10 protein-coding genes and 1 other RNA gene are annotated in these 12649 nt (G+C 54.6%); 7 read left to right on the top strand and 4 right to left on the bottom strand.

The features are described from left to right. The 3 genes from A6F69_RS11515 to A6F69_RS11505 all read left to right on the top strand — a co-directional run bounded on the left by A6F69_RS11515 (position 1) and on the right by A6F69_RS11505 (position 4400). Positions 1-708 carry an N-acetylmuramoyl-L-alanine amidase gene (locus A6F69_RS11515; RefSeq protein ID WP_067601449.1) on the top strand — a complete coding sequence of 236 codons (708 nt, stop codon included), beginning with the start codon at positions 1-3 and terminating at the stop codon, positions 706-708. Positions 709-714: 6 nt separating this feature from the next. Further along, positions 715-1111, top strand: an RNA gene (gene rnpB / locus A6F69_RS11510) — RNase P RNA component class A. Positions 1112-1385: 274 nt separating this feature from the next. Then, complete coding sequence (locus A6F69_RS11505; protein WP_067601446.1) at positions 1386-4400, top strand: TonB-dependent receptor domain-containing protein; 3015 nt, start codon at positions 1386-1388, stop codon at positions 4398-4400. A gap of 309 nt (positions 4401-4709) precedes the next feature. Here the strand turns inward: A6F69_RS11505 and A6F69_RS11500 are convergent, their stop codons facing one another. Together A6F69_RS11500 and A6F69_RS11495 are read right to left on the bottom strand one after the other, a co-directional pair. Continuing rightward, complete coding sequence (locus A6F69_RS11500; RefSeq protein WP_067601443.1) at positions 4710-6020, bottom strand: UDP-glucose dehydrogenase family protein; 1311 nt, start codon at positions 6018-6020, stop codon at positions 4710-4712. Next, positions 6020-6826, bottom strand: a complete 807-nt coding sequence (locus A6F69_RS11495) for a metallophosphoesterase family protein (RefSeq protein WP_067601440.1) — start codon at positions 6824-6826, stop codon at positions 6020-6022. Before A6F69_RS11495 ends, A6F69_RS11500 begins: the two co-directional genes overlap by 1 nt. Positions 6827-7089: 263 nt before the next feature. On the opposite strand from A6F69_RS11495, the gene A6F69_RS11490 reads away from it, so the two are divergent. Beyond that, positions 7090-7953, top strand: a complete 864-nt coding sequence (locus tag A6F69_RS11490) for a TorF family putative porin (RefSeq protein ID WP_067601436.1) — start codon at positions 7090-7092, stop codon at positions 7951-7953. Positions 7954-8047: 94 nt separating this feature from the next. On the opposite strand, the gene A6F69_RS11485 is transcribed toward A6F69_RS11490, so the two are convergent. Continuing rightward, positions 8048-8806, bottom strand: coding sequence for an SIMPL domain-containing protein (locus A6F69_RS11485; protein ID WP_067603040.1), 759 nt, complete (start codon positions 8804-8806; stop codon positions 8048-8050). Positions 8807-8887: 81 nt separating this feature from the next. Here A6F69_RS11485 and A6F69_RS11480 point away from each other — a divergent pair, with 81 nt between their 5' ends. Further along, complete coding sequence (locus A6F69_RS11480; protein WP_067601433.1) at positions 8888-9325, top strand: VOC family protein; 438 nt, start codon at positions 8888-8890, stop codon at positions 9323-9325. 24 nt (positions 9326-9349) lie between these two features. Here the strand turns inward: A6F69_RS11480 and nhaA are convergent, their stop codons facing one another. After that, positions 9350-10573, bottom strand: a complete 1224-nt coding sequence (gene nhaA / locus A6F69_RS11475; protein WP_067601430.1) for a Na+/H+ antiporter NhaA — start codon at positions 10571-10573, stop codon at positions 9350-9352. Between the two features lie 319 nt (positions 10574-10892). On the opposite strand from nhaA, the gene A6F69_RS11470 reads away from it, so the two are divergent. Together A6F69_RS11470 and A6F69_RS11465 are read left to right on the top strand one after the other, a co-directional pair. Beyond that, entirely contained in the window at positions 10893-11804 is a 912-nt protein-coding gene (locus A6F69_RS11470) for a sulfite exporter TauE/SafE family protein (RefSeq protein WP_067603038.1), read from the top strand. Continuing rightward, a complete protein-coding gene (locus tag A6F69_RS11465; protein WP_067601428.1) occupies positions 11801-12553 on the top strand; it encodes a TIGR02186 family protein in 753 nt (250 codons plus the stop codon). The genes A6F69_RS11470 and A6F69_RS11465 overlap by 4 nt, the downstream gene beginning before the upstream one ends. Positions 12554-12649: the final 96 nt, after the last annotated feature.

Below are 12649 nucleotides of genomic sequence, written 5' to 3'. Positions count from 1 at the left end.
ATGGCGGACGAGCTGGTTCATCGCGAGCAGCTCTCGCCCAATTTCAACGAGCGCACGCTGCCGATCAACATGGTGGTGTTGCACTATACCGAGATGAAGCCGGTTGAGACCGCACTTGCGCGACTTTGCGATCCCGAAGCGCAGGTCTCTGCACATTATCTGATCAGCGAAGAGGGGGAGGTTACCCGCCTTGTGCCTGAAGACAAGCGGGCCTGGCATGCGGGCATGTCCTATTGGCGAGGGCACAAGGATGTGAACTCTGCCAGCATAGGGATCGAGCTTGATCATCCGGGACATGAGCTTGGCTATCGCGAATTTGCCGACGCGCAGATCGATGCACTGATCCCGTTGCTGGCCCGCATCACGAAGCAATATGACATCCCGCGCGCGAATGTCGTCGGACATTCCGATGTCGCACCCGCGCGTAAGGTCGACCCGGGCGAACTCTTCCCATGGGACCGGTTGGCCGAATACGGGCTTTGTCTGCCTAAGCCAGAAAAGCTGGAACTCGGCGATCCATTCGACAACGACGGGGCGTTCTATCTCGCGCTTGAGCGGTTCGGATATGACATCACTGACGGCCACAAAGCGGTCGAAGCTTTCCAGCGCCGGTGGCGACCAGAACTGATCGACGGGATCGTTGATCAGCATGTGGGCGCGATTTTGTTCCAATTGCTCTTGGATCGCGACCGCGGGATCGCTAGATAGGTCGGGCCAGGGGGCCGGGCAGCTGCGGGTCGAAAGACGCGAGGAAAGTCCGGGCTCCACGAAACAAGGGTGGCGGGTAACACCCGCCGGGGGTGACCCTAGGGAAAGTGCCACAGAGAGTATACCGCCGATGGAGGCTAAACCTCACAGGCAAGGGTGAAAGGGTGCGGTAAAAGCGCACCGGGGCTGCTGGTAACAGCGCCCGCATGGTAAACCCCACCCGGAGCAAGGCCAAATAGGGGCCTCGCGCCGCAAGGCAGGAGCGTTTCGTTCCGAGAGGTCCGGGTTGGCTGCTTGAGCGCAGGGAGCAATCCCTCGCCTAGATGAATGGCTGCCGCTGCAAGGCTGGTGTGCAAACATACCGCTTGCAGGACAGAACCCGGCTTACAGGCCCCCTGGCACACTCAAGGCTCCGCACTGACAAATGTTTATCCTAGGGTTAACATCGAGTTGTGTGGTCGAAATGCATCGAATGCAGGCGTAAAAAGGTGTGTAACAAGCCTGCAACACTTACTTAGAAAAGCCGGTCTCCACCGCCTTCCATGTTGACCTTGACGCGCCCTACAGACAGGGCACACGCATCCAAAAGGGACGTTGTGCCTGCGCAGCATGCTGGGCGCGTTCAATCTCCCGTTTGGCAACACAGGACGGAAGATCACTCTATCCGGAGGGACTACATGAAAAATACTAAGTTTATGGGGCGTTTCCTGAGCTCCACCATGATTGCAGGTCTTGCAGTCACGGCGGCTCCAGCCCTTGCGCAAGATGCAGACATTACGTCTGATGACAGCGCAGTCGAAGAGCAGAACACCATCGTGGTTACCGGCTCGCGTCTGAACGTGAACCCGAACCTTGAAGGTGCGGCTCCAATCCTCAGTGTTTCTACTGACACAATCAAATCAACCGGTACGGCTCGTATCGAAGACCTCACCAACCAGCTGCCTTCAGTTTTTGCTGGCCAGGCTGGTGAAGTTTCGAACGGTGCTTCGGGTACTGCTACGCTGAACCTTCGCGGTGTTGGCTCAGTCCGTACGCTCGTGCTGATCGACGGTCGTCGTCTGCCTTACGGTGCGTCGGGCATCTCATCAGCGAACCTTGACTTGATCCCGACCCAGCTGGTTGAGCGCGTTGACGTTCTGACCGGTGGTGCTTCGGCTGTTTACGGTTCGGACGCTGTTGGCGGTGTTGCCAACTTTATTCTCCGCCGTGACTTCGAAGGCGTTGAGCTAGACTTGCAGGGCAACTTCCAGCAGACTGGTAACGGCAACAAGTTCTTCAACAATGTTACTGCAGCGGCAGAGCAGACTGTTGCGTCGCCAATCATTGACGGTGAAGAATACGTCATCACGGGTATGCTCGGCACCAATACCGCTGACGGCCGTGGTAACGTTACCGTTTATGCCAGCTACGAGAAGCGTAATCAGGTAACTCAGAACAACCGTTCGTTCTCGGCTTGTACAATTGGCGAATCTGGTTCTTCGACCAGCTTCGGTGGTGCAGGCTGCGTAGGTTCTTCGAACTTCCGTCGTTTTGCTGACTTCTTCAACGGCGACGGCGTCAATGACGACGTTTTCCAGCTTGAAGACGGAACTCTCGTTCCTTTCGTTGGCGGGCCTGCTCAGACCTACAACTTTGGTCAGCGTAACTTCTTCCAGCGTCCTTCAGAGCGTTTCACGCTGTATGGCCGTGGACACTATGACATCACGGACAATCTGGAAGCATTCCTGGACGTGAGCTACACGGACGTCTTCTCGGACGCTCAGATCGCTGAATCTGCATCATTCGGTATCTGGGACATCAACTGTGACAACCCGTTCATCAACGGCACGCCTGGCATTGACCTGGCTACTGAAGTGTTCGGCTGTTCGGCACAGGACATCGCTGATGGTGTAATCAAGAACAACCAGTTCATGTCGCACCGTAACGTTGAAGGTGGTCCTCGTAACTCGCGCCTCGAAAACTCTGCATTCCGTCTCGTAGGTGGTCTGCGTGGTGATTTCGCTGACGGTGTTTGGGCTTATGAATTGTTCGGTCAGTACTCCGAGACTTCTGACAGCTCGCTTTCGACCAATGACTTCATCATTGAGAACACTCAACAGGCGTTCCTCGTAACAACAGATGCCAATGGCAACCCTGTTTGTATCGATCCGTCAGGAGGCTGTGTTCCATACAACATCTTCACCCGGCCGGGTGGTAGCAGTGGTGTTACACAGGAAGCTCTCGACTTCATTCAAGGTGTCGGAATCGTGATCGGTGAAACCAGCCAGCTGGTTTACGGCGGTAACATTCAGGGTGACCTCGGAGAGTACGGCGTTTCGACCCCATGGGCAGACGATGGCGTTGGTCTCTTGGTTGGTTTCGAAAGCCGCAAGGATAAGTTGGAATCTATTCCTGATGAAATCAGCCAGGTTCCTGGCGGTGGTTTCACCGGTGTTGGTGGCGCAACCTTGCCTGTTAAGGGTCAGGTAGAAGTCATGGAACTCTATGCTGAGCTTCAGATTCCAATTGTTCAGGACAAGCCGTTCTTTAACGAACTGACTCTTGCTGGCCAGTACCGTTATTCGGATTATGACAACTCGGGTAACAACACGACCAACAGCTTCAGCACTGATGCTTTCGGTGTTCAGCTGACCTGGTCACCGGTTGAAGATCTGACCCTTCGCGGTCAGTTCCAGCGTGCTGTTCGTGCACCGAACGTGATTGAGCTTTACACAGGTCAGAACACTGGCCTTCCAAACCTCAACTCAGCGGTTAACTCGAACGGGGATCAAATCTTTGACCCTTGCGCGACACCGTTCCCGACTGCGTCTCAGGCTGCTTGTGCAAACACAGGTGTGACTGCTGCACAGTACGGTAGCGTTCCTGACGTCATTTCGGGTCAGACCCAGTCGATCACTGGTGGTAACCCGCAGCTGACTCCGGAAAGCTCTGACACATGGACTTTTGGTGCGGTACTTACCCCATCATTTGCTCCGGGTCTGTCGATCACCGTGGACTACTTCAACATCACCGTTGAAGACTTCATTCAGGGCGGTATCGCGGCGCAAACGACACTGGATCAGTGTCTTGCAACTGGTGACCCAACTTTCTGTAATCTGATCAACCGTGCATCGAACGGTTCGCTGATTGCAGGCATTCCGGGGGTCGGCTTCCAGCAGACCAACCTTAACATCGCTGAATTGGAAACCTCAGGTTTTGACATCCAGGTTATCTATTCAACCGATATTGGTTCGCTCGGCGGTCTCCGCTTTAACTATGCTGGTACATACCTTGACAAGTTCGACTTTGCGTCGTTCCCGGGCGACACCCCGATCGAATGCGCAGGGTTCCTGAACAACGGCTGTGTTGCTCCTGTGAACCCACAGTATCGTCACCGTTTCCAGACAACTTGGGAAACTCCGGTTGACGGCCTCGAAGCCGCTGCAACCTGGCGCTACTTCTCAGGTACGAAGAATGAGCCAGGCGATAGCCCGCAGATCGATGATGATCTGCCGGTCGTGAACTACATTGACCTTTCGTTCTTCTACGAAATCAATGACACGATCCGCCTGCGTGGCGGCGTTTTGAACGTCACCAACGATCAGCCACCAGTATCGACCTCTTCAGGTCCGCCACTGGGCAATGGTAACACCTTCCCGACGATCTACGACACTGCTCGTACCTTCTTCGGTGGCGTAACCTTCAACTTCTAATCTTTCACCGGATTAGCAAAAAAGAGAGCCGCGGACTTAGGTCCGCGGCTTTTCTTTTGCCTGCCGTACCGGTCTATGCGCGCGCCTTCCTTTCGGGCACAGTTTGGTGGGTAGAGTTCGTCCAGCGGGTGCAAACAACCATGTGCACCTAGAAGCACTTCATTTGCCGGGACTCTGGAGGCCAACACGATGGGTGATGACCGCTGGTATCAAAACCTGGTCATTTTGGCCGTCTCTAATGACGTCGAATACTTGATGGTTCGACAGCTTATCGAACTGGGTTACATGAGCAGTTGAAGATAGATTAAACTAGCCGCGACCGATGCTTTCATAAATGAACCCTGCGGCCCGCATATCGTCTGGACTATAGATATTGCGCAGATCAACCAGAACGGGTGCTTTGACAAGCGACTTGACCCGCTCTGTATCGAGGGCGCGGAACGCGTCCCATTCGGTTACGATTACGACTGCGTCTGCGCCCTCCACTGCTTCGTAGGCGCTACCGCACATTTCAACTTCAGGCATCAAAGGCTTCGCCTGCTCCATACCCTCTGGATCATAGGCGGTGATCTCTGTGCCAGCGTCGGCCAGTGTTTGCGCAATAGCGATTGAAGGTGAATCACGCATATCATCGGTGTTAGGTTTGAACGTCAGTCCCAATAGGGCGACCTTTTTGCCACGCGCCGCCTTTGCCCCGCCCAGAGCGTCTATCACCTTGCGTCCCATTGCCCGCTTGCGGCTGTCATTCACGTTGACGACCGCTTCAACAATTCGAACGGGACTCTCATAATCTTCTGCTGTCTTGAGCAACGCCAACGTGTCTTTGGGGAAGCACGACCCACCATAGCCAGGACCCGCATTAAGGAATTTGGGTCCAATCCGACCGTCCATTCCAATGCCGCGTGCGACATCTTGTACATTGCCACCAACCTTTTCACACAGGTCTGCCATTTCATTGATGAAAGTGATCTTGGTCGCAAGGAAGGCGTTCGCTGCATATTTGATCAGTTCGCTCGAACGGCGGTTGACGAAGAGGATCGGGGATTCGTTGAGAAACAGAGGGCGATAGACCTCCTTCATCACATCGCGCCCAAAATCATCCTCTGCGCCGATAACAATGCGGTCAGGGCGTTTAAAGTCGCCGATAGCCGCCCCCTCGCGCAGAAACTCCGGATTTGACACGACAGAAAAGCGATGGCTCGTGCCGCTATCTGTTAGAATGCGTTCCACTTCATCGCCCGTTCCAACAGGAACGGTCGATTTCGTCACTACAACTGCATCGTTGGCCAGGTTTTCGCCGATTTCCTTTGCAACAGCATAAACAAAGGTCAGATCTGCGTGGCCGTCACCGCGGCGGCTGGGAGTGCCGACCGCGATAAAGATAGCGTCGGCGTCCCTGATTCCTTCTGCCAGATCTGTCGTGAAGGTGAGACGATCGGTTTTCACATTCGCATCGACCAGCGCGTCGAGGCCCGGTTCATAGATAGGCATGATGCCTTCATGCAGACGATCAATCTTCGACTGATCCTTGTCGATACAGACCACGTAATGGCCGAAGTCTGCAAAGCATGCGCCCGACACGAGACCAACATATCCCGAACCAACCATCGCGATTTTCATTACGTTAGATCCTCGTGCTTGATTTTGATGTGCTTCTTCTTTTCTATAGCCTTGATGGATCGCTGATGGGAATCCTCAAGCACCAATGCGGTCAATACGCCGGTACGAAACGCTCCCGTGTCCAGGCCGATCCTGTCCCGCTTGATTTCGATACCGTCAAAGATCGTATGTCCATGCACCACAGTCTTTGGAAAGGCACCCTTGTGTCGCAGGAACCGCTCGCGGATCCACAAGAGGTCACTCCGCTTCTGATTCTCAAGTCCGACTTCCGGATTAATACCGGCGTGAACAAAGACATAGTCGCCGGCTATGATCATCTCTTCGAACGCGGCGACGAACTTGCGTATCCTCTTGGGAACGAGGGATGGCAAAGAGTTGAACAGTTCTTCCAGATCGAGCTTGCGATACTCTTTGATCGACAAACCAAAGCTCAGGATTGTCTCGCGCCCACCATGCTTCAGGAAGTGGCGCAAGACTTCCTGGTCGTCAAAGGATTGCAGGAACATTTCTTCATGATTGCCTGCCAGAATGCGTACCTCGCGTGTGTCCTTCCAGCGCATAGCACGCTTGATCACTCCAGCACTGTCGGGTCCTCTGTCGATCAGGTCTCCCAGCAAGACCACTTTTACAGTTGCTTCAGGTTGCTCGGAAATTTCTGACTCGATCGCCTCGATCAACGCATCAAACAGGTCAAGCCGTCCGTGAATGTCGCCAATCACGTAATAACGCTCGCCATCCGGAACCCGAGGGCTGGATGAGATACTGTCCTTGCGACGGAGAAGATTGTTGACGCTCTTGAATACCATGGGTGCACAGGATTTTCTGCGCTGCGTTTAGTAGAGCCCGCGCGCTACGGCAACCTGCAGAGGGCACAATATCGGGCTTGTGAATGGTGGTGCGTAAAATCAACACAATGATGTGAACGTGGAATTTCGAGCAATATCCCTTGTGCGTTGCAGCAAAGGTGTGCACGATTATTGCGAATCTGGTGAGAGAATGCCGTTTCTCATAAGGCGTCGGCCGGGTTTGCAGGTGGGACGAAGCAAAAAACACAACAAAGGAAGTTGTCATGCTCACGTCCGTACGCGGTGCTTTCGCCGCAACTTTAGTTTCCGGCATTGCTCTCTCCGCAGCGCCGGCTCTCGCAAACGAGAATGTTTCCGAAGGCGAGTTTGATCTCGCTACGCTTGAGGCTGCCGCCGACGTTGAAATCGACGTCAGTGAGATCGCACCGGCCCTAGAACCCCTAGCCGAAAACACTGTCAGCAAGGTTGGCGGTGATAGCGGCATCACGCTCTCAGGCAATGTAGCGCTGGTGACCGAATACCGTTTCCGCGGCGTTGATCTGTCTGGAGGCGAAATCGCCATCCAGGGTGGCGTAGATCTCGCCCACGACTCGGGATTCTATGCAGGTACCTGGGCATCTTCGTTGGATGAAGACACCGTTGGCTACGGATCGACAGAGGTTGACGTCTATGCGGGCTTTGGCGGTAACCTAGCCGAAGGCGTCTCATTCGATATTGGCGGCATCGTCTATATGTACCCGGATGCCGGGGCAGGCGATTTCGACTATTATGAATTCTATGGTTCTGTCGGGTTCGGATTTGGACCTGCGGAAGCGACTGTTGGTGTGGCTTACGCGCCTGATCAGGATTCGCTCGGAGATAGTGACAACTTTTACATCTATACCGATTTGGCAGCTGGCATTCCCGACACGCCAATCAGCTTGACTGCGCACCTTGGTTACACCGACGGATTCTTGACATTCACTGATGATGGCAAGGCATTCGACTGGTCTATCGGCCTTGATGTGGCAGTTGGTGGCCCGGTCAGCATTGGCGTCTCGTACGTAGGGGCCGAGGGTGACATTCCCGCCGGGGCTTATGATTACACCGACGATGCTGTCGTGTTCACACTTAGCGCGAGTATCTGACGCAAACACGCTTTCGATGTAATACGACAACATGGGGGCGCAGGCTGCAATGGTCTGCGTCCCCTTCGTTTTATGTTCTATAGGCGCGCTAGATCTATTCCAGAGCAAATTTGACCGTCGTGACTACGCGTACCTTTTTGTAAGGGGTGTCGCTGACGCCCCATCCACCGCTATCACCGTCGCGGGCCTCGATAGAGAAATAGCCCTGTGTAGCGCTTTTGATCTCACCCACGCCTGCGCCACTATCATTCGCGAACTGTTCGGCCGAAGCGCGTGCATCGCGTGTTGCTTCTGCAACCATTTCAGGCTTGATGTCGTTCAATTTGGTGAAGTTGTATGACATGCTTGACCCGTCTTCGAGGAACACTCCGCGCGTGACCAGATCAAATTGACGCGCAACGGCACGCTGCGCTCGTTCAATGTCCTTACTGCGCAGAGCAATGCGCTGCCGCACAGTGTATTGCGTTATGCCATCGCGCACGTAGCTGGAAACATTGGCGCCGGTGGGCTGAAGCGCCTTGCCGGGAAAACCCAGCTCTTGAAAGAAAGCCTCGATGGCTTCGGTGTCGGTGCGAATTTTCTCCTGAGCCTGGCGCATGCTCGTCGATGTTGCGGAGTAAGAGATTGTCCACGTTGCCAAATCGGCGGTTACATCGCGTTCGGCGAGGCCGCGCACTGTGACCGAACGCTCTGCCTCATTGGCCCTGAGCAAGCCATTTCCAAGAAGATAGCCCCCTGACGTGAAGCCAATGGCCGCTATCACAGCAGTTCCAAACCATCGAATTGTGGTTGGCTCTTGCCAAAAGGGGAGGTTGCTTTTCGGGCTCGCTGCTTGCACTTGTTGTTGGCTCATCAATACCTCCGCTCGTGACTTGGTGTGCGATGAAGTGTGCATGAGCATCGATGAACCGATTTTGAATGGAGAAGCCCGATTATGGTCAAATATCTGCACAGCATGATCAGGGTCACTGATCCGGATGCAACAGTGGCATTCTTCAACCTGATAGGCTTGGAAGAGGTTCGTCGGTTTGATGTTGAGCCTGGGCGGTTCACACTGATCTTCCTTGCTGCGCCCGGCCAGGAAGGGGTGGCAGAGGTCGAGTTGACCTATAATTGGCCGCCAGAAGACGGATCAGAGCCTGAGGATTATGACGGCGGTCGCAATTTTGGTCACCTCGCCTACCGCGTCGACAATATCTACGAGACCTGTCAGCGACTGCAGGATGCGGGGCACATAATCCATCGTCCGCCGCGTGACGGGCATATGGCGTTCGTCAAATCACCCGATGGTATCTCGATCGAGCTATTGCAGGAAGGCAGTCTAGAGCCTCAGGAGCCTTGGGTGAGTATGGAGAACACAGGCAGCTGGTAGTTTTGATCGGCCTGTATGGACTGATCAAGACTTAGTGGGCTCTTCGCCTCGATCGTTGCACTCTTCTTCTGTGTGTTCTGTGGTCAAACGCAACACCACGTAGCCAAGAACTGCTGAGATTGCAGAGCCTGTTAGGATTCCGATCTTGGCTTCGTCGATCAGCAATTGGTTGCCTGGAAACGCCAGCCCCCCGATAAAGAGGGACATGGTAAAGCCGATACCACAAAGGATCGAAACGCCGTAGATTTCCATCCAACTGGCATTGTCCGGAGCCTCCGCAAATCCTGTCTTGATCGCGACCCACACCGCTGTGAAAATTCCAAGTTGCTTGCCGATCACGAGGCCAGCAGCGATCGCATATGGCAACGGATCGAGCAGGGCTTCGATTCCCAAACCCTGTAATGAAACGCCTGCATTGGCAAAGCCGAAGATCGGAACAACCAGATACGCGCTCCACGGGGCCAGACTATGCTCCAGCTTCTCGAGCATGGAATTGCCATCACGCCGCCGCATCGGGATCGTCAATGCGGCTACAACGCCGGCGATTGTCGCGTGAACTCCGGTGTTGAGCACGCAATACCACAGCAACAGCGCCATCAGAACGAAGGGCCACAAGACGCTTACCCGGGCGCGGTTTAGACCAACCATCAGCCCAACCACGACAACTGAAGCAAGCAGCCAGACCATCTTGATTGTGGGCGTGTAGAAGAGTGCAATCACCAGCACTGCCCCAATATCGTCAACAATGGCCACCGTTAGCAGGAATAAGCGGAGCGAAGCTGGTACACGATTGCCGAGTAGGCCCAGGACACCCATGGCAAAGGCGATATCGGTTGCCGCCGGAATCGCCCACCCGCTGGTGTATTGTCCGCCTCCGGACACGAGCATGTACACGCCAGCCGGAACAAACATGCCCGCAGCTGCCGCAAGAACAGGCAAGCGTCGCTTCATCGGGTCTGCGAGTTGACCTTCCAGTAATTCGCGCTTCACTTCGAGCCCGACGACGAAAAAGAAGACCGCCATCAACCCGTCATTGATCCATAAATGCAGGTCATCCAGCTTGGCGATCGGTGTCCAACTCAGGTCGCCGTAAAATAGTTCTCGATACTCGCCAGCCAAAGGTGAATTGGCGGCGAGCATTGCCGCCGCAGCTACCAGGATAAGCAGGATGCCTGCCGATGCGTCGCTGACAAACAGCGCGCGAACAGGCGCGAAAATCGAACGTAGAGGAGGAGTGCTTTGTGTCATGACTGGTGTGACCCTTTTTCGCAATTTCATGTCCGTTGCAAGGGTTGATCTTTAACAGCTAGATTAATTTCACGGCACAATGGGACGCGCAGGAAGGAGTTCAACGTGTTGATCCTGCTCTCTACGTCCGCACTGAACTACTGCTTGGTGATATACCAGCTCGCATTTCGGTCGATTATCGTGAGCGCGTTGCAAGTGATGCGGAACCCCGTTCGGGTGTTGCAGTGACGCTGTCCACGCGGTTTTAATCGCCTCCGCGCTTACACACTACTTCCAAGACTTATCCGGCTAAGCTAGGCCGTAAGCCATGGAAGAGATCCTGCCCGTCTATTTGCCGATTGCGAACCTGTCTGTTGACGGGCTTCTCATGGTGCTTTTGGGCGCAGTAACAGGCGTCCTCTCGGGACTCTTCGGAGTTGGGGGCGGATTTCTTACGACTCCACTGCTGATATTCTACGGAATCCCGCCTACAGTCGCCGCGGCATCAGCGTCGACTCAGGTTACCGGTGCCAGCGTATCAGGCGTTTTGGCGCATAGTCGGCGGGGTGGTGTCGACTACCGAATGGGGACGGTCACCGTCGGTGGCGGAGTGTTCGGCGCAATCATAGGCGCATTACTGTTCCGTTTTCTGCAAGCAGTGGGTCAGATCGATATTGTCATCAACATCCTGTATGTATTGATGTTGGGGGCGATCGGCGGATTGATGCTGCAAGAGGCCATGACCGCGATCAAGGCTAGGGGCGATGACACAAAGCGAGTACGCAAGCGTCGGCATCATCCGCTGGTTGCAGCGTTGCCGATGCGGTGGCGGTTTTATCGCTCCGGCCTTTACATCTCGCCGCTCGCACCATTCATTCTCGGCTTTGTTGTAGGTATCTTGACGATGCTGATGGGCGTTGGTGGCGGCTTTATCTTGGTGCCTGCGATGCTTTACATTCTCGGGATGAGCGGCAACGTCGTGGTTGGCACATCACTGTTCCAGATCCTGTTTGTGACCATGGCAACTACCATGATGCACGCACTCACGACACAAGCCGTAGATATCGTTCTTGCCGGATTGCTGCTGTTGGGATCGGTCATGGGGGCGCAATTCGGTACGCAGATCGCGATGAAAGCCAAGCCGGAAATCCTGCGCTTCGTTTTGGCGGGTATCGTTCTTCTGGTGGCGCTGCGAATGCTGGTTGGATTGGCGATCCAGCCAGACGAGATATATACAGTGGCCCCGCTATGAGGGTGATGTTCCTCATTGTTGCAGCCCTGTTTCTAATGGGACAGCGTGACGCAATTCTGGTGCCGGCGGTTTCGCAGGATGAAGTTCAAGTTCGTCAGGGGTTCACTGGAACCGAATTGTTGCTCTACGGGGCCATCCTGGACCCGCGCGGCCAAAGGGGCGGGGCAGAATACGATATTGTCGTGGTGCTAAAGGGCCCTACGGAACCGATCACGATCCGCGAGAAAGACAGGATTGCCGGCATTTGGATGAACGCGGAGTCGAGTGACTTTCGCTCGGCGCCGTCGTTCTTCGCTGTGGCCGCGTCCCGCCCGGTCGAACAGATCGTCGATGAGCGGACTGCCGCAATTTATGAATTGGGTACGCGGTTTATCCAGCTTTCTCCGACCGGCCAGATCGATCCCGAGAAGCAGTCCCGGTTTGCCGAAGGCCTCGTCGATCTTCGCCAAAGGCTCGGCCTCTATAAAGAAGATATGAGCGGCGTGACGATTAACGAGCAAGTGCTATATCAAGCGCGAATTCAGTTGCCGTCAAATGTTATAACTGGGCAATATACTGCTGAAACATTTGCCATTTCCAATGGACGAGTGATCGCATCCGAGATCGCCGAAGTCGAGGTTCGCAAGGTTGGGTTTGAGCGGTTGGTCGAGATTTTTGCACAGCGGTGGTCGCTCATCTACGGTCTTCTGGCGGTCGGCCTGTCGGTCTCGATGGGATGGATCGCGGGTCGCTTGTTTGCAATGATTTGAGCTGAACCACACTATGCTTGCTGGCTATCGTTGACGCGATTTTAACCTCATCTGCCTATTCCGCATGCTCTGTAATCCATTGATTTAGGGCATCGA

Source organism: Altererythrobacter ishigakiensis, from assembly GCF_001663155.1.
GTDB lineage: Bacteria > Pseudomonadota > Alphaproteobacteria > Sphingomonadales > Sphingomonadaceae > Erythrobacter > Erythrobacter ishigakiensis.
The sequence above is the reverse complement of the archived record's forward strand: the minus strand, read 5'-3'. Positions and strand labels throughout refer to the sequence as shown.